Source organism: Staphylococcus sp. HMSC070D05 (assembly GCF_001815595.1).
In the GTDB taxonomy this organism is placed as follows: domain Bacteria; phylum Bacillota; class Bacilli; order Staphylococcales; family Staphylococcaceae; genus Staphylococcus; species Staphylococcus hominis.
The window spans coordinates 53,759-79,376 of the sequence record NZ_KV821155.1 but is presented as its reverse complement, the minus strand read 5'-3'; the positions used below and the strand labels follow the sequence as shown (position 1 = coordinate 79,376).

General features: G+C 29.3%; 23 protein-coding genes and 1 pseudogene. 11 read left to right on the top strand and 13 right to left on the bottom strand.

The genetic code is table 11. From position 1 onward, the window contains the following. Together HMPREF3046_RS09230 and HMPREF3046_RS09225 are read right to left on the bottom strand one after the other, a co-directional pair. A pseudogene (locus HMPREF3046_RS09230) lies at positions 1 to 264 on the bottom strand (GNAT family N-acetyltransferase); the annotation flags it as partial. Positions 265 to 485: 221 nt separating this feature from the next. Further along, entirely contained in the window at positions 486 to 1,625 is a 1,140-nt protein-coding gene (locus HMPREF3046_RS09225; RefSeq protein WP_070718970.1) for a hypothetical protein, read from the bottom strand. 118 nt (positions 1,626 to 1,743) lie between these two features. On the opposite strand from HMPREF3046_RS09225, the gene HMPREF3046_RS09220 reads away from it, so the two are divergent. From HMPREF3046_RS09220 to HMPREF3046_RS09175, 10 genes are all read left to right on the top strand, one after another. Then, positions 1,744 to 2,880 carry a DNA polymerase gene (locus HMPREF3046_RS09220; RefSeq protein WP_070718966.1) on the top strand — a complete coding sequence of 379 codons (1,137 nt, stop codon included), beginning with the start codon at positions 1,744 to 1,746 and terminating at the stop codon, positions 2,878 to 2,880. A 1-nt stretch (position 2,881) separates the two neighbouring features. Beyond that, positions 2,882 to 3,355 carry a hypothetical protein gene (locus HMPREF3046_RS11390; RefSeq protein ID WP_070718963.1) on the top strand — a complete coding sequence of 158 codons (474 nt, stop codon included), beginning with the start codon at positions 2,882 to 2,884 and terminating at the stop codon, positions 3,353 to 3,355. A gap of 1 nt (position 3,356) precedes the next feature. Then, on the top strand, positions 3,357 to 4,988 hold the full coding sequence (locus HMPREF3046_RS09210; RefSeq protein WP_070718960.1) for a DNA primase family protein: 1,632 nt from the start codon (positions 3,357 to 3,359) through the stop codon (positions 4,986 to 4,988). A 169-nt stretch (positions 4,989 to 5,157) separates the two neighbouring features. Next, a complete protein-coding gene (locus tag HMPREF3046_RS09205) occupies positions 5,158 to 6,549 on the top strand; it encodes a recombinase family protein (RefSeq protein ID WP_070718957.1) in 1,392 nt (463 codons plus the stop codon). Beyond that, entirely contained in the window at positions 6,527 to 6,823 is a 297-nt protein-coding gene (locus HMPREF3046_RS09200) for a hypothetical protein (RefSeq protein WP_070718955.1), read from the top strand. Before HMPREF3046_RS09205 ends, HMPREF3046_RS09200 begins: the two co-directional genes overlap by 23 nt. A 38-nt stretch (positions 6,824 to 6,861) precedes the next feature. Further along, positions 6,862 to 8,505 (top strand): recombinase family protein, encoded by a 1,644-nt coding sequence (locus tag HMPREF3046_RS09195; protein WP_070718952.1) that lies wholly within the window; start codon positions 6,862 to 6,864, stop codon positions 8,503 to 8,505. 134 nt (positions 8,506 to 8,639) lie between these two features. Continuing rightward, on the top strand, positions 8,640 to 8,990 hold the full coding sequence (locus HMPREF3046_RS09190) for an SAUGI family uracil-DNA glycosylase inhibitor (RefSeq protein ID WP_070718949.1): 351 nt from the start codon (positions 8,640 to 8,642) through the stop codon (positions 8,988 to 8,990). An 86-nt stretch (positions 8,991 to 9,076) separates the two neighbouring features. Next, positions 9,077 to 9,388, top strand: a complete 312-nt coding sequence (locus HMPREF3046_RS09185) for a DUF960 family protein (protein ID WP_070718947.1) — start codon at positions 9,077 to 9,079, stop codon at positions 9,386 to 9,388. A gap of 17 nt (positions 9,389 to 9,405) precedes the next feature. After that, complete coding sequence (locus HMPREF3046_RS09180; RefSeq protein ID WP_070719037.1) at positions 9,406 to 9,909, top strand: DUF1643 domain-containing protein; 504 nt, start codon at positions 9,406 to 9,408, stop codon at positions 9,907 to 9,909. Between the two features lie 13 nt (positions 9,910 to 9,922). Continuing rightward, entirely contained in the window at positions 9,923 to 10,144 is a 222-nt protein-coding gene (locus HMPREF3046_RS09175; protein ID WP_070718940.1) for a hypothetical protein, read from the top strand. Positions 10,145 to 10,205: 61 nt separating this feature from the next. On the opposite strand, the gene HMPREF3046_RS09170 is transcribed toward HMPREF3046_RS09175, so the two are convergent. The 6 genes from HMPREF3046_RS09170 to HMPREF3046_RS09145 all read right to left on the bottom strand — a co-directional run bounded on the left by HMPREF3046_RS09170 (position 10,206) and on the right by HMPREF3046_RS09145 (position 19,921). Beyond that, positions 10,206 to 13,331 carry a type I restriction endonuclease subunit R gene (locus HMPREF3046_RS09170; RefSeq protein ID WP_070718938.1) on the bottom strand — a complete coding sequence of 1,042 codons (3,126 nt, stop codon included), beginning with the start codon at positions 13,329 to 13,331 and terminating at the stop codon, positions 10,206 to 10,208. Continuing rightward, positions 13,318 to 14,436, bottom strand: coding sequence for a restriction endonuclease subunit S (locus tag HMPREF3046_RS09165; protein ID WP_070718935.1), 1,119 nt, complete (start codon positions 14,434 to 14,436; stop codon positions 13,318 to 13,320). The genes HMPREF3046_RS09170 and HMPREF3046_RS09165 overlap by 14 nt, the downstream gene beginning before the upstream one ends. Continuing rightward, a complete protein-coding gene (locus tag HMPREF3046_RS09160) occupies positions 14,420 to 16,003 on the bottom strand; it encodes a type I restriction-modification system subunit M (protein ID WP_070718931.1) in 1,584 nt (527 codons plus the stop codon). Before HMPREF3046_RS09160 ends, HMPREF3046_RS09165 begins: the two co-directional genes overlap by 17 nt. 102 nt (positions 16,004 to 16,105) lie before the next feature. Continuing rightward, the gene (locus HMPREF3046_RS09155; RefSeq protein WP_070718929.1) at positions 16,106 to 16,633 is read right to left on the bottom strand and encodes a hypothetical protein; all 528 of its coding nucleotides are present in this window, start codon (positions 16,631 to 16,633) and stop codon (positions 16,106 to 16,108) included. A gap of 2 nt (positions 16,634 to 16,635) precedes the next feature. Then, the gene (locus HMPREF3046_RS09150) at positions 16,636 to 18,237 is read right to left on the bottom strand and encodes an N-6 DNA methylase (protein WP_070718924.1); all 1,602 of its coding nucleotides are present in this window, start codon (positions 18,235 to 18,237) and stop codon (positions 16,636 to 16,638) included. A gap of 142 nt (positions 18,238 to 18,379) precedes the next feature. After that, positions 18,380 to 19,921 (bottom strand): LA2681 family HEPN domain-containing protein, encoded by a 1,542-nt coding sequence (locus HMPREF3046_RS09145; RefSeq protein WP_070718921.1) that lies wholly within the window; start codon positions 19,919 to 19,921, stop codon positions 18,380 to 18,382. A gap of 93 nt (positions 19,922 to 20,014) precedes the next feature. Here HMPREF3046_RS09145 and HMPREF3046_RS09140 point away from each other — a divergent pair, with 93 nt between their 5' ends. Continuing rightward, a complete protein-coding gene (locus HMPREF3046_RS09140) occupies positions 20,015 to 20,683 on the top strand; it encodes a hypothetical protein (RefSeq protein WP_070718920.1) in 669 nt (222 codons plus the stop codon). Between the two features lie 585 nt (positions 20,684 to 21,268). Here the strand turns inward: HMPREF3046_RS09140 and HMPREF3046_RS09135 are convergent. The 5 genes from HMPREF3046_RS09135 to HMPREF3046_RS09115 are packed head-to-tail and all read right to left on the bottom strand — an operon-like array spanning position 21,269 to position 25,502. Then, positions 21,269 to 22,033 (bottom strand): alpha/beta hydrolase, encoded by a 765-nt coding sequence (locus tag HMPREF3046_RS09135; RefSeq protein ID WP_053023570.1) that lies wholly within the window; start codon positions 22,031 to 22,033, stop codon positions 21,269 to 21,271. A gap of 24 nt (positions 22,034 to 22,057) precedes the next feature. Beyond that, the gene (locus HMPREF3046_RS09130) at positions 22,058 to 22,717 is read right to left on the bottom strand and encodes an ABC transporter permease (protein WP_017175648.1); all 660 of its coding nucleotides are present in this window, start codon (positions 22,715 to 22,717) and stop codon (positions 22,058 to 22,060) included. Beyond that, complete coding sequence (locus tag HMPREF3046_RS09125; RefSeq protein WP_070718917.1) at positions 22,717 to 23,667, bottom strand: osmoprotectant ABC transporter substrate-binding protein; 951 nt, start codon at positions 23,665 to 23,667, stop codon at positions 22,717 to 22,719. Before HMPREF3046_RS09125 ends, HMPREF3046_RS09130 begins: the two co-directional genes overlap by 1 nt. Positions 23,668 to 23,685: 18 nt before the next feature. Beyond that, the gene (locus tag HMPREF3046_RS09120) at positions 23,686 to 24,318 is read right to left on the bottom strand and encodes an ABC transporter permease (RefSeq protein WP_017175646.1); all 633 of its coding nucleotides are present in this window, start codon (positions 24,316 to 24,318) and stop codon (positions 23,686 to 23,688) included. After that, positions 24,315 to 25,502, bottom strand: a complete 1,188-nt coding sequence (locus HMPREF3046_RS09115; protein ID WP_070718914.1) for a betaine/proline/choline family ABC transporter ATP-binding protein — start codon at positions 25,500 to 25,502, stop codon at positions 24,315 to 24,317. Before HMPREF3046_RS09115 ends, HMPREF3046_RS09120 begins: the two co-directional genes overlap by 4 nt. Positions 25,503 to 25,618 lie beyond the last annotated feature (116 nt).

Below are 25,618 nucleotides of genomic sequence, written 5' to 3'. Positions count from 1 at the left end.
TTGTGTGAATCCAAGTCTTATTGGTATAGCTCTACTTTTCTTATTTTTAGTAGACATTCGTATTTCGATTCGATTAATATCATATTCTTCATATACATATTGAATAAGTGCTTTAGTGCATCTAGTCATGATGCCTTTCTTTTGGAAATCTTCAGCTAAATAATAACCAATCGAAGTTTTTTTATTAACTAAATCTAAATAGTGCAATCCAATAACTCCTACAAGTTTCTGATCATACCAAATGCCACAATGAAATCCTTCTCCCCATCAGTGCGGTTTTTAAATACCATACTTCAATCCATCTCCTCATCACTGCGGTTTCTAAATACCATACTTCAATCCATCTCCGCATCATTGTAGTTTTCAAACGACACTCTTCAACCCATCTTCTCATATACGATATCTAAACATCATATTTAAATTTATTTTTTCATCAATACTTTTTTAATATATGTTTTTTTAAAAATTAAAAAAACAAAAATAATTTAAATTACTAATTGTTTAATTGCTTCATAAAATTGTTTAATATCTTTATCTTTAAAATCTTTATCATAACTTCGAAACGGTTTTAACTGCTTATAATATTCTAAGAACAAATTATTTAATCTGTCTTGTTCAGCTTTGTCAACTTTAACAGGAAATACTATATTAATAACATATTTAAAGTAATAAATTTGCTCAGGGACGTGTTTAAACATTAAAGGTGCCTGCTGTAAAAATTGGATTTTCTTTTTTTTACACTTAATACTCTTTGCTTTCTTTACTATACCTCTCATTATTTGTAAGCTTACAAGTGGCAAGTCAATTCCTATTATGACGTTATTCATAAACATTTGTATCATTAAATTAACTTGTTGTTTATATTTTTTAGCTGACATTCGTAACGAACGAGTAGTATTGTAATACTCTCGAATTAAAGTGAATAGTTCACTTAATATTGCTAATTTATATTCTCCCTCTAAACTTATTATACTTTTAATTTGATTTCTAGTTGTTTTGTAAACTTTAATCTCTTTATAGAAATATTCCCAAAGTTTATACAAATCATCGTATTTTATATCTGTCACTATTTCATAAATATATCCCTTTTCAATTAATTTTTTTGCTGAAGCATCAAGATGTCTATTGACGCGTTTGAGGATTCTATTCAAATCAATTAATTCTTCTTCACCAATTAATTGATTATGACACAACTCAGGTATGCCCCATTTAATAGCCATTAATGAATCTAGTTGTTCCTCATTTACTATTGAAATAGCCTTAAAAGGACTGACTTCCATTAATTTCTTTCCTCTTTTCATACTTTCTGTTAATTGCTTGAGGTTTAAGTGAGTAAAATATCGATTAAATTTATTTAATTCATTATCATCATCAACTGCATCGATATTGAATTCTTCCTCTCTTTTTTCTAGATATTCAAATCGACTCATTTTAGAAACACCATCTAATTCATCTAATTTATTTAATAACTTATTTATAACTAAGCTATTAAATATATATTCTGAAATATCATTATATTTCTTAAAAAGTTCCTCTTTTTGTTGTATATCACTTATAAAATCAATTTGCATTATAGAAATTGCTTCATTTAAAACATTTTCATAAGATAGTAAATTTCTATTCACAAAAACCGCCACCTTTTTTTATTCTGTGTATTTAAACCAATACTACTAATATAAAAGTGTGCTAATCAAGCACAAATTAATTTAATAAAGATATTTGATAAGGAGATGGAAGCAAACAATGAAGATTAACATCCTACATTTACTATTACTACCAAGAAATATTGATTTAAATGTTGTTAAGGTTAATTTAAATTCATTACTCGATGCTTCATTTGTTTTCAAACAGCTTTATGAATTAGAGATAGCGGTAAAACCTATCATTTCAGCTATTGAGACAAATGGTATAACTATTGATTCAAAATGGCTAAACAATGAAATCAAACGCGTAAATCAGCAATTTAATGTGAGTTTAGACTTAGATGATTTAGTCACTACGTTAAATGAAGAAAAGTACCAGAGTAATACCAGAGCTGGAAAAGTAAAATCGTATTTATTGTTATGGGTTAAACCATTTGTTAGGGCATCAGTGGACCAGGGAGATAGTTTCATAATTAAAGGTGAATGGCATTTTTATTCTTCATATAGTGGGCGTATGACTGCTAAGAAGATGCCATTAACCTCTATACCTAAGTCTATGCGAAAGTATGCTATTTCAAGCAGTTCTCACAAAGAATTATGGTCTGTAGACCTTAACCAAGCTGAGCTGCGATTTTTAGCATACTATGCTAACGATCCGTTTTTACTAGGTCATTTTAATACTGGTCAGGATATATACAGCTACGTTGGTAACTTGATTAATTCATACAACTTAAATGCATCACCTGAATGTTTACGTAATGCATGTAAAACCTTTTTACTTGCTTGGCTTTATGGCGCAAGTACTAACACGTTGATAGAACAATTAAGAAAGAAAGGGTTTCACGTTACTTCTGTAGACTTAAAACATGTATTAAAGCAATTAGAGTTACAGATATCCGAAGCAATTCGGTATTTAACCTTATGCTCAAATCAAAATGAAGTACAAACCTTCTTTGGAAGAGTTATGCCACTTGCCAAAATGAAAGAGAGTACTAAACGTAACTTCGCACTTCAATCATCAGTCGCGACCGCGATTAAGTTACTCATGTTGGAAGCATACAAACTTGATTTAGATATCGTTCATGTCATTCATGATGAGCTATGGATTGAAGTCAACCCAAGTTATTCAAATTGGCAAATGCTTTTACAACAACGTTTCGAAAAGACAATCAATCGTTATCACAACGACTTTCCGTTGAAAAACATTTTAAATTTTAAACAAATGGAGGAAAAATGAAATGGCTAACTATAGCGTAAGAAACTTAATAAATGAAATACAAACAGGGACAGTAAATTTTAAAATAAATAAAGCAATGGATGATAAAGTCATACTTAAATCGGAGGAGATAAAAGATGTTCTCAATTTAAATGTGACTATCATTGATGATAACAAAAATGAACGTACTATTAATCCATATTTAATATTTATCGATCAACGTCAAATGTCTCAGTTTGGTCAATTTTTAACTGCCGCAAGTACATCACTTGGAACAGAAGATGTTAACACAGAAGATTTAAATGGTTTAACTGGTAGAGCTAATTATTTTATTAAAAATAACAACTTTCCTGGATTAAATGATTGGCAATTTGATATTCCTTCAAATAGAAGTAATCAAATGGTTCAAGAGCATATTAATAATCAACAAACCCTTTCTAGTCAACCTCAGATGGATTCTTTTGATCCATGGGCTGATGCAGAGGAGGATGATTAACTTGATTAACGTAAAGTCAACTGAAAATTTAAACATTGTTACTCCGTTTATCAAACAACAACCAGATAAAGACACTTTAATTAATAAATTGGAAGACGCTACTACTGCGTCTTTTCCAATTTATCATTTATCAGGCCTAAATACTCAAGATCAAAAAAGGATATTACGAAACAACCTTAACAAGCAATTTTACTTGTATCATGCAAACAAAAGTCACAATGTACCATCACTCTCGAAAATAGCGTTATCACAAAAAGGTTATAATTTTGGTCACACTCTTCAAAATGTATTAAAAGAGGATCTGACTTACGAAACGCAAAAGGGTGAAATACGTATCAAAAAGGGTATAACAGCGAATTTCATTGATTCTTGTTTTAACATTATTAGTACTTCCGATGATCCAAATGAAGTGAGGATTTACAATTATGAAAAAGGCGTATGGGAAATCACCGATCTTCCCTTACAAAGATTTATCTATGAACTTTGTCACACATTAGAGACAAGTTGGTCGAAAAACCTTGAAACTGCTTTATTAGACCAAATTAAACGACGTATTATGGTCTATGAACCTAGTGAGTTCAATCAGAAAGCGCTCACTTTAGAAAATGGTGCTTTTAATTATAATACATTAAAAATAGAACCTAAATCGCCCCTACACCTTTCAACCATCAAATCACATGTAAAATATAATTCAAAGGCTAAAGCTCCAGTATTTCAACAGTCTTTACGTGAATGGTTTGATGATAAAGATGATATTGCGTTTGTCCAAGAATGGTTTGGCTATGTACTCTCCAATGAGTTTAAAGCTAATGCTTTCTTGTTAGTATACAGTCAAGGAGGAGAAGGTAAATCGACATTATTTGGTTTATTAGAACACCTTGTTGGTATACCTAATACGACTGCCATTTCATTGAGCAACTTCAATCATAGTTTTGGACTCGAGCCTTTATTGCAAAAAAAACTTAATTTAGCTACCGAATCATCAAACACTGAATTTAATACAGATAAACTTAAAGCTATTACAGCTGGTGAAAAGATAACGGTTAATCGCAAAGGACTTAAAGAAATCGAAACAGTAATCTCTGCTAAAATGACATTTCTATTAAACGATTTGCCAGTAATTAAAGATAAAAGCAGCGGATTGAAACGTAGACTTCTAATCTTGCCTATGACTAAACCGATACCATTACATTCGCAAAATAAAAATTTACCTCAGCAGCTTGAAAAAGAGTTATCAGGTATATTGAATTGGGCTTTAGACGGGCTACGTCGCTTAAATCAAAACGATTATCAATTTACACCTTCTAAAAGTATGAATGCAATTAAGCAAAAATATTTTAACGAAGTTTCACCTATGACAGACTTCATAAGAAATTGCTTAGACATTAATTCTAATAATAGTAATATATTGGGCAACGAATTGATAGCCACTTTCAAATCGTGGTCAGAGATGCATAACTATAATGTAACTCATTTATTATCACCTATTGCATTCTGGCGTGAATTTAGTGTTGGAATGCAAAAACTAGGTATTAATTATACTAAAACTAAATCTTCTGGTAAAACAGTCGTTAAAGGTATTAAGTTCAAAAGTGACAATGGTGATGATAGTGACGTTAAAATGACTAACTAAGAAAGGTGATAAAAGTGGAAGAACTCATAAATATGTTAGCAGATATTATAATTGAGTATCTCGATGAACAATCTGAATAAAATTGCCGCTCTAACTCTCTTAGCAGGAGTTAGAGCTCATTAAATGTAAGTTTAAATGTATATTATCATATTAGAAAGGAGGCCCTACAATGGGTAAGATTATTGGTTATGCACGTCAATCTGTAGATAAAAAGAAGATAGAAAATTCTGTGAAGTCTCAAATAAAAGCAATCCAAACCTATACAAATAAACATCATCTTCAAGATGTTACATTTCTAAGCGATGTAAAAAGTGGTCGTACTAATACACGTGATGGCTATCAGTCTATGTTAGAAATGATACGAAACAACGAATGCCAACATATTATTGTTTTTCGTATCAATCGTTTGAATCGAAATTATCATGACTTTTTAGAATTCCAGGAATTATGTGAAACGCACCAAGTTTTAATTACCTCGTTATGTGATGGTCAGTTTGATTTATCTGATAAAACCCAAGCTTTCAAGATAAGATTTTTAGCAATTCTTGGAGAAACAGAAAGTAAAATTATCTCAGAGAACGTCCGTTCAGCTAATGCATTGAAAGCTAAGAATCATCAATTATTAGGTACAAACGCGCCATTTGGTTATATATATAAGAATAAGTCCTTTCATATCGATTCATCTAAGGTTACTACAATTAAATTTGTTTTTAATTCTTATATTCAACAAGGTTGGGGTTATAAAAAAATATCCCAGGCACTTAATAACCATATCGAATTATTTGATAGAACACCTAAACAGGTTAAGCGTATTCTTACTAATGCAAAGTATGCTGGCCTAATACGCAATCAATTTGGTGAATATAAAGGAACTTTTAAACCTATTATAGATGAGGCAATATTTCGTCAAGCTGAAACGATACGCGTTTCTAAACAAACATTAAAACATCAACACCCTATGGTTTTGCTTCGTAAGAAAATCAAATGCATTTGTGGCGCAACAATGACACCTATACGTATGAAGAGAAAGCATATGACACATCCTATTACGTATTACATTTGTCCTCTGAATGAAAATGTAGGTTATAAAAAGTGTGATATGGGATATCTTGTAGCCTCTGAGATAGATCAACAAACGATTGACATTATTGAATATAACATTCTAACTAAGCCTACACTACAATGTTTAGAATCTATGGTTCAAAAGAGATTGGCTACTAAAATTCATCGAAGTAAGCCTAATTTTAGTAAAAATACCCTTATTGAAGAATTGTCTAAAAAACAAATCAGCATTGAGGACTATAAAATGAAAATCAACGAGTTGGAAATCTGGCAATATAAAATGAACTACTATCAACAATCTAATTCTGATATAAACGTTTACAAAATCACAAAAAATATTTTAAATAATTATACATTATATCTTGACCAACTAACTGAAATGATTACTCGAGTAACCGTAGATCAAGATAAAAATATCACAGGTGTCTTTCTAAAAGACCACCCAATTAACCTATTAAAAGAAAAGGATGATATAAATGTTGTATCAAAAACCAAGTGAAGTACTTATTTTAGCTCATGAAAACGAAATAGATGAAAGACAATTAATGCCTAATGACAATATCGATATGTTAAAAGAAGAATGTCAAAATTTAAATATTAAAGTTACTAAATCCTACACTGCTGTAGATCACTTAATTAATGATATAAAATATGGAATCGTTGCTAATATCCCCATCATAGTGTGGGGTTACATTTCAGATTATCCAAGTTTAGAACTATCGCAACTGAATTGTTATTCACATATTGATACGCTTCCCACTTTCAAAGTTTGATAAATAATTAAAATATTAACAAATAAGGATCTGATAAAATGAATACAGTCACAAATAAAACTAGAGTAGCTGCTTATGCTAGAGTAAGTTCTTTAAAGCAGGTTGATAATTATTCTATTGCCGCTCAACTTGCTGAAGTAGAAAAGTATTGTACGCTACACGATTATGAAATGACATCTCCTTATATAGATAACGGGATAAGTGGTGCGGCAATGAATAACCGTCCTGCTTTACAACAAATGCTTAAAGATTTAAAAATGAATAAGTTTGATAAAATAGTCGTGTGGAAACTTTCTCGTCTTGGGCGAAGTATGAAGGACATACTTCAAATTGTTGAAGAATGTGAAAAAAACAATGTATCTTTTTATTCAGTAAGTGAACACCTTGGTATAGACAGTGATATGCATAAATTAATGCTGAATATCATGGGGTCTCTTGGTGAATACGAGCGTGCTATATTAAAAGATAATATTCGTCTCGCTTCTTCTAATAAGGCTAACGAAGGAAAATCCGTTGGTGGCCAAACACCTTATGGCTATGATCGTATTGATGGTAACTTAATTATTAATCAACATGAAAGTAGAATTGTAAAAGAGATATATCAAATGTATAGTCAGGGCATGAATTACACTGCAATTGCTAAAACATTAAATGACAAACATGAAGTCACAAAATTAGATAAGCCACATTCCAAAGATTCTATATCTTATATTCTTAAAAATAAAGTATATCGTGGCTTAGTTGTTTATAATCAATATGTTGACTGGAAGAAAAAAGGTCGTAAAGGGTATAATGATAAACCTATTATTACTGAAGGCAAGCATGAAGCCATTGTGTCTCAAGAACTATGGAATAAAGTTCAAGCACAACATAAAGCAAGAAAATGTTATAAACGCGGTAATAACAAAACAGACAACCTTCTTACTGGTTTGTTAAAATGTAAAAGTTGTAATGCGAACTACGTCATTTCAAATACTGTAAATACGCTTAAGGATGGAAGTAAACGCCGTTTTCGTTACTATATCTGCCGAACACGTAAACAAAAAGGCTCTGATTGTAAAGAAGCTCCAAATATTCGTGCTGACTTCATAGAAGACTATGTATTTCAAAATATCAAGAATTTGATTCGTAAACCTGATTTAATTCAAAAAGTGGTCAATGCTGTTAACTCAAAAAGAACACCAGATACTACCCAAATTAAACATGAAATTGCTAATAAACAATTCCAAATAGAAGAATTGCGATCTAAATACGATAACTTAATTGAAGCTACTGAACAAGATAGCAGCATTATCGAATCAATCCAGCCTGCGTTACTTAAATATACTCAACAAATACGCGAATTAGAAAGCAGTATTACACATCTAGAACATAAACAACTAGTGGAACATCCAAAAATAGATACAAATACAGTAATTGATATTTTTACTGTTTTATTTAAAAATCTAGAAAGCACAGATAAAACTTCTTTAAAAAACATTTATCACTTAGTCATCGATCATATCTATATTGAAGCAGATAAAGGTAATAAAAAGCAGTTTTACATTACTTTTAAATTCAACAAAGATATCGTAGCAACCTTATTAAATAATATTAATCCAGACGAACAATTACTCAATTGTTCGTCTTCTTTTTTATCTCAAATATCTTCTGAAATATTCTTCCTCGAATTTAGTCTATAAGCCATTTTTTTCTATATCACTATCGTCACTTCTGTCACTACTCCTAACGTAACAAGTCACCTTTCAAATATATATTATCTCAATGATGTAGTTCATCAACTACATCACATTATAAATATCTTGGAGGTAATATGATGGAAACAATGACTCAAAAACTCAAACAATATATGACTCACTTATTCCGATTATCTAATACAGAGGAATGGGAATGTGAAACACTAGATGAAGCAGCAGAAAATATACTTCCTGCTCGTTTCGTTGATAATTCGCCCCTTGCTTATCTTACACTTGAAACTTATACCTACTACAACGATGAATTACATGAATTAAGTATCTATCCATTTCTGATGTACGCAAACAACCAACTCATCAGTATTGGTTATTTAGATCATTTTGATATGGATTTTCTATACCTCACTGATACTAAAAATACGCTTATAGATGAACGTCATCTATTAAAAGAAGGAGGAAATGACCATGAATAATTGGATCAAAGTGGCACAAATATCTGTTACGATTATTAGCCAAGCTATTGTTATCATGAAAGAAATTCAAGATGAGGTAAAATAATATGAAAATCAATCGATACATCACAAAAGGTATTAGTGAACAACTATCTCTAGATCTTCAAATCTTACTTTGGAACATGGTAAAGGAAAAAGATAATCAAGATCATACAGATTACCTACACATTTTTAGACTGCAAGAAGATGAGAATATACTCTCAATTACACATGAACAAGAACAGCCCACATACAAATTGGAACATCACTATACAAACTATGTAAAAAATCAAAATGCAGTACCTAAGAAAGTCTACGTCATCCGAGAAGATGATATAGACACTTTTTATTATGTGATGCTTTTACCAGAAGAATACTAAAAGGAGCCACGAGTATGATGAATGCAATTACAAGTATTATAGAAACTAAAGCTATCTTCAGTGACGATGAACAACATCGTTATTTACTTAAAAAAACATGGGATAGAAAATTGCCAACTTGTACAGTGATAACGATGTATCCTCATTTAGATGGAATATTATCTCTTGATTTAACGACCGTCCTAATTCTAAATCAATTATCATCTGAAAACGATTATGGTTCAGTTTATCTTGTTAATTTATTTTCGAACATTAAAACACCTGAAAATCTTAAGCATATAAAAGAACCCTATGATAAGCATACAGATATTCATATTATGAAAGCAGTATCTGAAAGTGAAAAAGTTATTCTAGCATATGGTGCTTATGCTAAACGTCCTGGTGTCGAAAAACGTGTTGAACAAGTGATGGAAATGTTAAAACCTCATAAAAAGAAAGTAAAAAAGCTCATTAATCCAGCAACGAATGAGATCATGCATCCACTCAACCCTAAAGCAAGACAAAGATGGACATTGAAATAAAGGAGGACTATCTATGAACCGTGAAACTAAACAATCAGACTGGCAAACGGTTGCCAGTTGTTTAGCATCACATAATTACACTTCAATTGTAAAAGGATTAGTGCATCATTTCACAGCTATCGAAGATGAAGAAATTCTTAATAAGATTTATAACGATTTTATGAATGATGACTCTATAACAACGGTGCTTAACAATGATTTTCAAGATATCATTAATCATTATTTAACAAAATGAAATATACATTACTTTTTACAAAACTAGAGCATCCCTCACTTAGCAGTGAGGGATGCTTTTTTTATTTATCGGAGTTATTAATTTGTTCTAACACTGATATAAATATTTCATCATTATACTGTATAGGGAACTCATTGTGATGTAGCAATATCTTCATATCTCTTTTTAGACTATTTTTTATGTCGTCGCGACTATTCCAATCCGGAATTTTCATTATATCATCGGTTAATTTTTTTATTTTTTTTGCAAGAGATATACTACTTTCATCCAAATATTCAACATTATGGTTATCTCTTACTTTAACTAAAATATCATAAAAAGTTTTTTCTTCATTTGAAATTCCCAAACTTCTAAAGGTATTTGCTTCATTTTTTAAGTCATCCATAATATTTATAATTTGATTAGATAATTCATCAATACTTTCAAATTCTGTAGCAGACGATTCATTTTTTTTATTTCGATTATTATATTTATCTGCTACTTTTTTTAAGCGATCAGAAAATTCAATTGCTTTTAATTTATTTATTTTACTATAAGCTTTAATTTGCTTTTTCAAGATTTTCATTAAAACTTTATATTTAGTGTTTGGCATAGGCAAATTTAGTAATTCATTTTGATTCGCTTGGCTAAATAGTTCATCCGATCCAGCATTAAATATGTTTTCTACTTTTAACGCTGATATTGCTTTATAAACCATTTCTTGTACTTTCTTATTCATTATTTCTGCGTCAGGAACGTTATCTTTGACTTGTTTATAAAGAATAGATCTAATAGCTAAATAGAATTGTGCTTTTTCTATATTATTATTACTAAGCTTTCCAGACGGACGAGCAATTTCAAATGCTTTTTTCATTTTAAATGATTCTTGCATAAATCTATTTTCTAATTCTTGAGTTTTTTGAATATATTCACATCCAAAATTTAATGTCATTAACCTTTCATACGGTTTTCCATCAAAAAATTTAGAAGAATCAAATGTATTAAACAATGAATCTAAGATGGATAACTGATTTTTAAATAACCGTAATGTTACATCTATGTCATTAATTGTATTTTCTTGAAAATTATTGTATTTTTTCAGAGCTTCTAGCATTGCTTCACGGATACCAATGTAATCAACTACAATTCCTTTTTCTTTTCCCTTAAAAACTCTATTTACCCTTGAAATTGTTTGAATCAAAGTATGTTGTTTTAAAGGTTTATCATTATACATAACTGCTAAACTAGGAACATCAAACCCAGTAATCCACATATCTACTACAATAGCAATTTGAAAATTTGAATTTATATTTTTAAACTGTTTTTCAAGAAGTTTTTTATATCTTTTATCACCTATTAAATCATACATTTCCTTTGAATCATTAACATTACGCGTTGCAATAAGATTAACTTTAGGCAATTTTACTAACTTTTCAAGCTCTAATTTAGATAAATTACTTTTACTTGTTTTTTTTGGTAAAAACCAATCTGGTCGAATTCTTTTCAGTTCTTGATAAATTTTATATGCATGTTCTCTGCTACTAGTCACAATCATAGCTTTTTGTACAATTTCAGGTTTTTCTTCTACTAATTTTGAATAATGGATATTTATATCTTCAGCGATTTTTTTTACGCGTTCTGGATGTATTAGGATTTGATGCATATTCGACATAGCACGTTTACTTTTTTCAGCTTGCTCTATATTTACTCCTTCTTCAATTATCTTTTGATAATAACTATCAATTTTTGTCGATTGCTCATCAGAAATAATAACTCTCGCTAGTCTTGGCTCATAAGATATACCTACAGTTATACCATCGTCAGTAGATTCTTTCATTGTATATTGTTCTATAATATCTCCAAAAACATGGATAGTATCATCAATAGGCGTTCCTGTAAAACCAACATATGTAGCATTAGGGAAAGCATTTCTTAAATAATATCCAAACCCATAAGAATTTTCAATTCCTTTTTCACTTTTTTTTAATGTACTACCTATGTTAGTTTGTGTTCTATGAGCCTCATCAGAAAGACAAATAATATTATTTCTGATAGACAATAAACCTGTCTCTTCCTCAAATTTTTGAATTGTACATATATATATACCACCAGATTTATTATTTGTTAGTTCTTCTCTTAAATGCGCACGACTATCTATAGTTTTTACGTTATTTTCTTTTAAATATTTTTTAGAGTTTTCGAAAAGTTCACTTGTCTGATTGGCTAAATCTTCTCTATCAACTAAAATAATTATTGTAGGAGCATTGAATATATCTCTATCGTGGGTTAATAATAATCTTGATAAAAACAACATTGTATTTGTTTTTCCTGAACCTGTAGCTCCAAAATAAGTTCCGCCTTTGCCATCTCCTTTGGGTTTTAAATGAAGCTTAATGTTTTCAAATACTTTTTTTGCTCCAAAAAACTGTGGATATCTGGAAACAATTACTTTTTCATTTTCATTTGAATCCGAATAGTAAATAAAATCTCTTAATATGGCGATTATTCTTTCTTTCGAAAAAGCCCCATCTATTAAAGTTTTTAGCGATGAAACACCATTTTTAACTTTTTCTTTTTCATCTGCTTTATTCCAAGAATAATAATATTCATAAGGGGTGAATATAGTTCCCATTCTTGTATTAGCTCCATCACTTATTACAGATAAAAAACAATATCTCATTAAGTTAGGTATATCTCGATTATACCTTAAATGAATTTGTTCCCAGGCATTATAAATTGTCACATTTTCTTCTATAGCTGATTTAAACTCAAATATCGAAATCGGTATACCATTTATAAAAATTATTACATCTGGACGACGATCTTGATTATCAGTTATCGTATATTGATTAACTATTTTAAATATATTATTCTTAGGATTCTCAAAATCTATATAATTAATATGAATTGAAGTTTTTGAAGCATCTTCTCTTTTTAAATTAAACCCTTCGTTTAATATAGAAAATAAGTTTTTATTTGATTGATATAAAGAAGAGGACGTTACTACCTTAATTTTATTAATAACTCTTTCTCTTTCTATATCATTAAGATGTGGGTAGCTATACTTTAGAAAATTAGTTATATCGTCAATTAATAAAATTTCATCTGTTTCTCGATTAACTTCACTTCCCTTTAGATATTCATAGTTATTATCTAAAAACATTTCAATTATAGCTTCTTCTAAAGTTTTTTCATCAAACTTCTGCATACTCCCTCATCTCCTTAACAGATCCTTTTATTAAAATAGAGCATATATTTTTTATATTATTTTGTAAATGTTCATTTAGCTTTTTACGTTTAAAATAGACTTTATAAATATTTACAATAGATCTTTGTGTCTCAATGTCAGGAATAGGAATCTCTAGCTCTTTCATTAATTTAAAATCAAATGTATCTCTAACTGAACCTAATGCATTAAATAAAGTATATCTTTGGGTTTCTTTTCTACTTAACCACATCATAATATATTGAGGTAAGATTTTATTACTGTTTACTTTAAATACTTCATACATCGGAGAAACTATACATCTTTCATCCACTAAAGTCACTGATCCAAGATTTATTCTCGATGGATTATAAACAATATTTTCTACCTCTGCTATTTTGTAATTTGTTAAATTTATACCTGCCATCTTAGCTTTTGTTGGCATTAATTGTCCAGAAGAGTTTACACCTCTAACCAGCGTGATTTTACCATCTATATTTTTTTTATTTATTTTATCAATATAAGGGCCAATAGTCTCACTTGGAATTTCTCGACGTAGTTTTTCAATAGTGGCATCGCAAACCAGTTTCAAATCTTCTAACCCTTTTTCATATACTTTTTGGTTATTTATTAAAGATTTATACACCCTGACAAACTTTTTTTGAATTTCTAACGGTGGAAGGATAAGTTCTACCTCACATAAATCTTCCCACGAAAAAGTTTCCCGAGCCGACCCCCATGAATTAAAACGAGCAAAACGATCAAATTCAGGGCGGTTAAAATACATATACAAATATTCAGAGTCTAATCTATTGGTATCTTTAATCTTAAATACAATATAAGAGGAAGATACTATGTAAGTATCTTTACTATCATTATGTGCAATAGTTATCTTATTACTATTACGAGAAGTTACAGTTACATAAGCGAATTCATCTGGATTTACTAACTTATAAGGTTTTAATGATACACCTTTCATTTTAGCTTTAGTTTTTATAAATTTTTTTTCGACAGAAAGCCCTTTAACATCCCTAACCGTATACTTTTCATCATAGTTTCTTTCATTACATTGTTCAATAAAATCTCCTATTCTATATTTCGTAACCAATGTCTTTAAATGCCTCCTCTAGAGTATTTTGCGTTTCTTTTTCTTCTTTAAGTACTTTTCTTACTTGTTTTTGAATTCGTAACATTTCTTCTTCATAATTTATTTCTAAATCGTGATCAATAAATTCAATATATTTACTAGGAACTAATGAATAATTTTTATTACGAATTTCCTCAGTATCAACGGATTTACAAAGTTCTGGTACATCCTCATATCCAACACCTTCTTGCCATGAATGATATATTTTTTTTATATCAAAAATCTGTTCATCTGTGAAAATAGTTTTCTTCTTTTTTGTTCCTTTTTCAATTGCATACTGTTTAACATTTTCGTCCCAACTTCGTAAATCAATAAATAATACTTCATTTTCACGGTTTCTTAAATGTCGTTCACCATTTACACTTGCTTTTTTATTATTATTTACAATCCATAGAGTTACAGATATATCTGTAGTGTAAAACATATCTCTTGGAAGAACTATTATCGATTCTATTTTATCATTTTCTATTAATTTGGATCGTATTCCAATTTCTAAATCTGAACTTAATGCACCATTAGCTAATAAAAACCCAGCTATTCCGTTAGTGACATCTAATTTTGATAATATATGCAATATCCAAGCATAGTTAGCATTTTTTTCAGGAGGCACCCCATAACCTTGCCATCTTGGATCATCTAACAATTCATTTTTATAACGCCAATCTTTAAGATTAAAAGGAGGATTAGCCATAATATAATCAACTTTAATATCTTTATGCTCATCATGAGTAAAACTTGAACTTTCTCCTACATTTGCTTCTCCTAAATCGTATGATATTCCTCTTATAGCTAAATTCATTTTAGCAAGACGACGTGTATCTGGGTTCTTCTCCTGACCAATTATTGATACTGCTGATTTATTTCCATTATGACGTTGAATAAATTTCATCGATTGAACAAACATACCACCTGAACCACAGGCTGGATCGTAAACGCGTCCGCTATATGGTTCAATTAATTCAGTTATTAATTTCACGGCAGAAACAGGAGTGTAAAATTCTCCTTCTTCTTTTGTAGCTGAAAGGGCGAAGCTTTGTAAGAAATATTCATAAACACGTCCAATTAAATCTTCTTCTTTAAAATTATTCTCTGAAATCTTACTAATTTGGTCAATAAGTTGCTTAAAAGTGTTTACAGATAAATTAAATTCAGAATAAAGATTTAGTGGTAAAGCACCTTCTAAAGTTTTATTATCTTTTTCAATATCTGCCATAGCAGTATCTATTATAACTGCAATATCATCTTTATTGGCATTTTTCACTATGTAATCCCAACGAGTATGTGGTTCTAAATAAAAAATATTGTCGGCCAAATAAAAAGATTTATCTTCTAAAAATGCAATATCATTTCCATATTCCTTTTCAATTTTTTTTCGTTGTTTTTCAAATTTATCAGAAGCGAATTTTATGAAAATCAAGCCAATAATCGCATCACGTTTATCGTCAGTTTTACCCGAACTTCTAAGTATATTTCTAATATTAAATAATATATTCTCTAGAGACTCGTTATTTTTATTTTTTTTTGCCATGTTTTTTCTCCTTAAATTCTTTTATAGTATTTACATCTGTATATCAAAAATTATTGTATCATTAAAGTTTCAATATTAACCACTACCTTAAATATATTGAATTCACATTTCATTGTTAATTAATATTGATTGAACAATTGCATCTGTTAGATTCTTTTTAGTTATTTTTAGTTCTGAACCTGTCATTAGTTTATGGATTTTAGGATATATTGTTTCCGATCCATCTATGAGGGTTTGAACTGGGTTATTGGTGTCTCCTATCCCTCTCATTTTATGAGGGACAGCACCAATAAAAACATCTGTATATTGGGTCGAATTTTCTAATGTAGAGATATCAAAATTTGTTAAATCGTCATATTCGACAATTTCATATCTATCTTTCAATCTAGCTTTCTTGAATATGCCACTAATATCTTTTGATTTTAATCCACCGTTTCTCACCCCTAGAATGAGAATTTTAGCATTGTCACTATAAAGATGTCCTTGTGTACTATCACTTTTTTCAAATTGATAACGTTCTAAGAAAGTATCAAATTCGCTTTGTTGATTATATAGCCTTGCTTCTTGTTTTAATCTATCGAATAATTCTTCTAAAAAATCATTTAGTTCTTCGATACTTAATTTACCCAATCTTATTCCCCTCCGTTTTCCTTAAAAAATTGTGGTAACTTTTCTTTGAAGCTTTTGATTTTTTTCAAATAACTGTAATATTCGATTAACTCTTCTTCCATTTTAAAGGCGATGTCTTCTTGTGTTTCTTCATCTAATATAGACACCTTATATTCTTGCAAGGATTTTTGTGAAATAACATTAATCACAGTTCCCGTCATTAGTTGTTTTAACTGTTCAATACCTATTTCACTTGTTAAAAATGCAAATAAATAGTAAGGACTCACTTTATCGTCTTTAATTCTTAAAATATTAAAATTAGAAGAAATAATTAGATTATCTTTAGCTAAACTTTCGGTAACAATAGCTATTTTTAAATCCGAACTTCTTGTACTTAATACAATATCCTTAGGTTTTAATAGATATCTCTCATATTCATCGAGTATATCTTGACTAATTTGTTGTTTAGGGATATCAATTTTATAATCTTTTACATCAGATAAATTTAGTAAGTAACCTGCTTTATCTTTACTTTCTTCCTCATCTAATCTTTTTTTAGAAACATCTTTTCCACGAATCGTTTCTACGATGTTAGTTAAATCGGTAGGATTTACAAGACGATCTTCAATATTAACTAGATAACGAATAGGAGATAAATTATAGTCATTATCTTTGACTTCTTGTTTATTCACTTTTACAGAAATATCAGTCTCTTCTTCTAGCGCTTTCATAATAGTTGTAATATTTTCATCCTCAAAAGTATTCTGCATTCTGCCCTTTTGAGTATAAATTTCTGAAGCATCAATAAATGTAATCTTATCGTTATTATCTTTTTGCAAAATTAATAAAGTTGTAGGTATAGCCGTATTAGTAATCAAGTTCGAAGGAAGTTGAATAACTGCTTTTATTAAATTTTTCTCTATTAACTCTTTACGAATATCTTTAGCCATTTCAGTAAATGTAGCAGCGTTTCTTACTACAATAGTTCCTACACCCTTATCCTCTAAATTATTTAAAATACGATTTGTAAATATCCATTCAGAGAATTTACTTCTTGTCTTTAGATAACTGTTAGAAGCGGAATCTTCAATTTGTTTTAAACGTTTATTATCTGCATTTAAAAATAATGCATCTGAATAAATACATTCAAATTTATCATTGCTTCCAAAATTTAAAGTAGAATCAATTTTTTTAATTTCTATATTCGTTTCTGTTTGAGATAGAAGCTGTTCGCTAATTTCAGCTACGTTATGATTAATTTCTTCCCCCCTTAAGTATTTAAAATGACCTTCCTTACTCGCTCTCCATAGCATATGTCCTGTTCCCGAACCTAAATCTAATAGTGAATTTTGATTACTATAAGTTTTGAAAATCTCTAAAGATAGTGATTCGATAGACTCAGTATATGTTGATACTGAATGACGGTTCATAGTTTGCAAGTCATAATAGATACTTTGTAATTCTTGAACTGTCTTATTTTCTAATTGTTTGATTATTTCTTTAGTCGAATTATCATTAAACTCATTGTCAATTTCTTGTTTGCTAATTTTTTTAATTACTAATTCCTGTAATTCTTCTAATGTCATTGAACCCCTTAATGTGTTAACTTGTTTTAATAAATCCAATATAATTTCCTCCTTGGGTTAATGTTAACCTTATTATATATTGCTACCTATTAATTGTCAATGGTTAAATTTAACCTTTTAATTTTTGAACTAAAAAAACTAGCGACTTGATTTTATCGCTAGCTTATAAATCTACTTTGTTTTAAATTTTCCATTCGTCACTAAATTCGCGGAGCGCCATAGTTACAAATTTATCTTTTTCATCTTTATTTATATTATTTTCATTTATATTTACTGTAAAGCATAATAATATAATTAATTCTCTACATATTCTAATTAAATTAATCCCTAACTCATTTAATTCATCTGATGTAATAGTATATGCTAAGTTATCATAATCACTAGTGGCTTGATCTATAAAATTACTATCTAATACCTTTAAATACCTATGTTCCATTATATTTCTTATCGTATAAGTACGTCTTAACTTTTTATCTATACAATCCAAATTCTTTGATTTAGTTTTAGCGAATAAATCTTTATACGTCCAATACATGCCTTTCAAGGCAATATTATTTTCAGATACCTCATATATTTTATTATTAGCACTTTGCCAAATTCTTTTAAAAGAGACTTCATAATCTTTCAATCCTAATTCGAAATATTCATTTAAAAAATATCCAATTCTATCAAACAATGCATAAGCACTTCTATATGCTGCCTTTACTTTTTCTATATTTAAACCATATTTAGGATAGTCAATTGTATTTACTAAATATACATTTTCATCTGAAAAATGATTCTTGTTATTATACATCCCTTCATAAAGTATATATCTGGCAGAACAATACTCTTGTTTAATTTGATTAAAAATCCCATAAAATGATGAATGATCATTAATTGACGTTAATATGTTTGGCAAATGAAGAGTGTCTTGATTATTTTTAGCCATATAATCTATATCATTTATTGTGTTCAATGCTAAACTATTTTCTGCCACCCAATCCCAGTAGTCTTCATTAGTAATATTATTTGTAAAGTTATAATCATCTAATCTATCTTTTTTTAATATAGATTCCACATTGTACTCTGTATCATAGGGATTAAAATTATCGATTTCATCGAGAATATCAATTTTACTTTGATAAAAAGCTTTTGCATTAGGGTGTACTATACTATCCTCATAAGTTAAAGCCGTATCTAGCAATTGATAAGCATATTTATAAAGAGGCTCTTTATTATCTGTATAATCAAAACAAGCATAATCAAAAATTTCTGTCCCTAAATTTCCAATTGCCATACCAAACTGAGAAGTTGCTAATTTTCTCATTTCAAATATTGCAGATGAATATTTTCCTATAGAAATAAGTAGATTACAATAATTAGTTTTTACACTATTATATATATCATTTAAATATATGTATTCTATCTCATCAATTTCAGTATCTTTTAAATATTCGTTCATTGAATTAATCGCAGTTCTAGCTAAAAACAAGCTTTTTTCAATTAATTTTTCCCATTCTACGGTTTCTTTGTTATTACCTTTTATATCAATATAATTATTTAAACTAGTAAAACTAATGTACAAATAATAAGTATACATCATCTTAGATTCAACATAATCAGTTGATAATTTTTCCAATTTCTCACTAATTTCATATAATGAATTTGCATCCTTTTTATCTACAGCCTCATCAGCTTTTTTCGCGTAATTCAATAATTGTTCATTTTTATACCACTTCATTCACTTTACCTCTTTTATTTTTTTGTAAGCTTTTACCTATTGCCCAAAATATATTAAAATAATTATACTCAAGAATGAAAGGAACTAAAATCAATGAAACCATTTTTTATTGATGAAAATTATTTTGAATATGAATACAATCAGCTACTTAAAGAAATAGATATATTCGACTTTTCTAAATTTAATGATTTAATTAATGGGTTGGATAGATTAGGCTCAAATATAGTTTCTACTATTAATTCTATACACGATACCTGTGAATATTTCTGTAATTCTTTTGTAAGTTTAAAATATTCAATAAGTTTAATTGAAACTGTTAACGAAGAAAAAAGAAACTATTATTGGGTTTTTTATTTTCATAATATTACTTTACATTTTCTACATACATTAAATGATTTATTATATTCATTAGCTCAAGAATATACTTCACATTATGAAGTAAAAAAAGATATAGGTTTTAAACGAAATTTAGTAGAAAATTTGATAGCTTCAAATAACGACACACATAGACAAATCGGCAATATCCTTAATAAAGATGTTCCTATACGTACTATGAGATATAGAGATGAATACACACATAATATAATGCCTTACAGACCCAATAGTAACCCAACTGTAGAAAATGGCATTACTGTGTTTCGAGGCTATTCTACCATGATAACAAGTTTAAATAGTTTAGTGGACGATATTGAATCTGATTTAAAAAAACTAAAAAAAAGAGCTAAGAATATTAAGCAAGTAGTAGGTTTAACTAATGATTAAGCTTCGTATAAATAAATAAAAAAGTATCTATTAATAAGGCTTTGGATTAATCAAAATCGCTATTAAAGCTATAGTAATGTTTGATACTCCTTTGTCTCGTATAGAAAAATTAGAAACAAAAGAAGATTAGAAAAGATGACTAATAGAGTTGCTATCAACATAATATAAAAGAAGCAAAATCACACTTTTATCTATACTTCAAATTCACATGACTTACTAAGTATGAAAAAAAGCATTAAAATTGCAAAATCTTCGGAAGATATGAACAATTATTTCATAATTTCTTTTTAATAATAAAATTTTTATATCTATAATAAAATTTTTATATCTTCTCTCCTCATTTATATTTGTAATAATTTATTTATCAATTTCTTTATTAGTTGCATATATTCTATAAAATCATTGAATTATTTGTTTAGTAACAATATATCTTTTTAATAAAACTCAATTGTTGCTATTGCCTTAAATAATATATATTGATTTTTAAATTAACTTGTAAATGAATAATCAATATTAAATCTTTCTATATAAGAATAAAATAATAAGACCACTAGTCAAAATTGTTAGACTAATGGTCTTATTATTTTATATATTATTTGTAAATATTTTAATTACTTTCTCAATAGCTTTATCCCAAAATGCATAATCATGTTTTCCTGGGCTCTTTATAAAGTCATACTGTACATTTTTTTTATCTAAATAGTTAATAAAATCTAAGTTACCTTTATAAAGTTCATCTTCTGTACCACACATAATTAATAACTCTGGCAAATCAATATTTTTCTCTATAGCTTTATCAACAAGATAATAAGGATCAAAATTACTACCAACTATTTCTTTATTCGTTCCGACTATAGATTCTGGTGAAAAATCATACCATTTGTAATTTTTAAGCATGGAAACGTCGAATGCGGCAGATAAAGGAGCAGCTTTAGAGAACAATTGACTTTGTGTTAGTGCAAATTTAATTGTTCCATATCCTCCCATTGAATGCCCTGCAATAAAATTATCTTCTCTTTTTCTAGACAACGGTAAAATCTGGTGTACATAATTGTAAACTTCTAAAATGTAATCATAATAACTGTGTCCGAAAGCCATATTCGTATAAAAACTGTGATCTGCATTAGGCATTATAATCGCTAATTGATATTCATTAGCATATCGTTCTATACTTGTATATCTCATATACGAGTGAGTGTCGCTAGATAGTCCATGAAATAACAACATTGTTTTAAGTTTTTTTGTCTCGTTCGATGAATCAAAGTAACTGTCATCTTCAGGTAAAATAATATTTAAAGATTGATGCATTCCAAGTGTTTTTGATAAGTAATTCATCTGGATTAAAGCCATATTATCTACTCCTTAAATACTTTATTAATTATTCGTTTGTGTAGCTGGATCTAATTTTTTCTCTACTAGACGTAAAACAATATCTATAAGAACTACTATCACAACAATTGGTAATGCACCAGCCAAGATAAATAGTGTACCATCAGTAGCATTCGTACCACGAATAACGACATCACCAAGTGAAGGCGCTCCAATGAACGAACCAACAGCAACAACACCTATTGCAACTACGAGTGCAATACGTATGCCACCAATAATTACTGATAAAGAAAGTGGTAACTCAATCATACGTAAGACTTGATTACGTGTCATTCCCATTCCTTTTCCAGCATCTTTAATATTAATATCTACTTCTTTAATACCGGTATAAGTATTTTTTATAATTGGAAGTAAAGCATACAAGAATACTGTAAAAATAACCGTATTGATGCCTAATCCTATTACTAACATAAGCATCGCTAACATCGCAATGACAGGAACAGTCTGTATGATATTCGCTAAAGTAATGATAACGCCTGATAATTTTCCAAATCGTGCAATAATGATGCCTAAAGGAATACCTATAATTGACGCAAATAATACACCATACACTGACATTAGGAAATGATTAATAAACAATTCAAAAAGGTAGCCTGAATTTGTTTGATAGTAAGAAATAAGTTGTTCAAATAAATTACCATTCATTAATTTCGACCGCCTTTCTGTTTTGCATCATTTTCAAAATAATCATGTTTTTTCAAGAAATCTTCTGCTACTGTTGCTGGCTCTTTACCTTTTCCATCTGCTTGATAATTTAATTCTTGCATCTGTTCAGTTGAAATCTTACCTTCTAATTTTTCAATAATTGGTTTTAATTGTGGTTTTTCTTTTAATAGTTTATCTGTTGCTAAAGGACTAGCATCATAAGGTGGAAAGAACTGCTTGTCATCTTTCAGTACTTTTAAATCATATGCCGCGATACGACCATCAGTTGAGTAGCCTACAGCGACATCTAAGTTACCTGAATGTAATGCGTCGTATACTAAACCAATTTGCATTGGTCTAACAGTACCAAAATGGATACCGTATTCTTGTTTAAATCCAGGGTATCCATCACCCTTACGATTTTGCCATGAACTATCCATTCCTACTCTTAAATCTTTAGCATGTTTCTTTAAATCTGAAACTGTTTCTAAATTATATTTTTGTGCTGTTTCTTTTGTTACCATTAGTGCATATGTATTTTCAAAACCATATGAATTAAAGAAAGTCTGATTAAACTTTTCTTCAAATCCTTTTTGTGTCACTTTCATTGCTCTATCAGGATCTTTAATTGGATCTTCGCCTAATGCACCAGTTAAATCCGTACCTGTATATCGCGTACCTGACATATTAGCTTGACCACTCGTAATAGCATTGTGTTGAATTACACTAGACCCTAAGTTATTGATTAAAGTGGGTTTAATCTTTCCATTTGTATCATGTTCAATGAGTAGTCTTAACATATGTGAAATAATTTGAGATTCACTTGTTCCTAGAGATGTAATTCTAACCTCATCATCTGAACTACTATTTTTTAAACCTGGCAAGCTACATCCAGATAACACAGTTAGACATAGCACTAAAACAACAATATACTTTTTACAATATTTCATAATGTCCTCCTTTATTGTTTATCTGGAAATTTTAAGTCCTTTTGGTATAATCCATTTTTCAATTTGAGCTAAAATTAAATCAACGATTAATGCTAACAATGTTACCAAAATTGTACCTACGATAATCATTTCTGGTTCATATAATGCTAAACCATTAAAGATTAAGTCACCTAAACCACCAGCGCCAACATAACTCGCAAGTGCTGCCCAACTAATCACATAGACTGACGACAAACGAATCCCACTTAGAACCATTGGTAACGCTAAAGGTAATTCAATATCTTTCATTAATTGAAAGTTAGTCATTCCCATACTACGGCCAGCTTCTACAATATTACGATCTATATTTTGAACACCTACAATTGTATTATTTAATATAGGTAGTAAAACATATATAAATAACGCAATAATTGCCGTTACTTTACCTACACCAAATAAGGGAATCATTAAAGCTAAAATCGCTAGTGTAGGAATCGTTTGTAAAATACCAGCTATAGTTAACGACACCTTTGATAACTTTTCTTTCTTTGATAACAAAATACCTAAAGGAATGGCAACAATCATAGCAAGTATGAGAGCCATGATAGAAATGTAAAGATGCTCTAACGTTTTATTCAGTAACATACCACTATTTTCTACTAAATAATTCATACGTTATCAGCCCCAATTTCTTTAGGCTCCACAATACCTTGATTTTCAGTAGTCATTCCTTCCTCATCTTCACCCCAGAGTGTATCATATACGATATCAACTAAGTTAGAACGTGTTACAAGTCCAATTAAAGTATGTCCGTCCGTATCAACAACAGGTACATTTCTTACATTACGCTTAAGAATAGTACGTACTGTATCTTGTAATTTACTATCTACCTTAACGCGATAAATATCACGTTGCATCGTATCAATTAATTCTTTTTTACTACGTAATCCTTGGTTGATATCTTCAATATCTAAATAACCAAGTAAATGATGTTGATTGTCAACGACAAAAATGGTATCTATACGATTTTTTCTCATAATATTAACTGCATCATTTAATGATTCGTCAACATGTACAGTTATAGGCTTAATCATTGCGTCTTCTACAGTTTTAATATTTGGTCTATCTTGAATCAAGCGATTTTGTCCAATGAAGTCTTTAACAAAATCATTAGCAGGATAACGTAAAATATTATCTGGTGTATCATATTGCACTACTTTACCGTTCGTCATAATACAAATTTTATCTGCTAATTTAATGGCTTCGTCCATGTCATGCGTTACAAAAATAAATGTTTTTCCTAATTGTTGTTGTAATTTTTTTACTAAATCTTGTAATGTATCTCTTGTGATAGGATCCAAAGCACCGAACGGCTCATCCATTAAAATAATATCTTGTTCAGCTGCTAATGCACGAATCACGCCAATACGTTGTTGTTGCCCACCAGATAACTGTGAAGGATATCGTTCTAAATACTCTTCAGGTAAATCAACAAGTTTAATTAGTTCTTTTGCTTTTTTATCTTTTTTTTCTTGCGACCATTTTAATAATTTAGGTACAAGTACAATATTCTCTTTAATTGTCATATGAGGCATTAAACCAATTTGTTGAATTACATAACCAATGCTTCTTCTCAATTCTACTGCATTGATATCTTTAATATTTTTGCCATTAATTGTAATTTCGCCCTCTGATGATTCAATCATTCGATTGATCATTCTTAATGCAGTTGTTTTTCCACTACCACTCGTTCCAATAAAAGCGATAAAGTCTCCTGATTCAATATCAATATTCATATTATCTACCGCTTTCTTACCACCTGCATAGACTTTTGATAAGTTTCTAATGCTTAACATATGTCCAATTCCTCTCTATCTATCATTTATTAAAAAAGAGAACTTAAAGTGAATGTTATACAAAGTTTACTAAGTAAAAACAAGGCACATTAAGTCCTCAATATTTCAAGCATTCG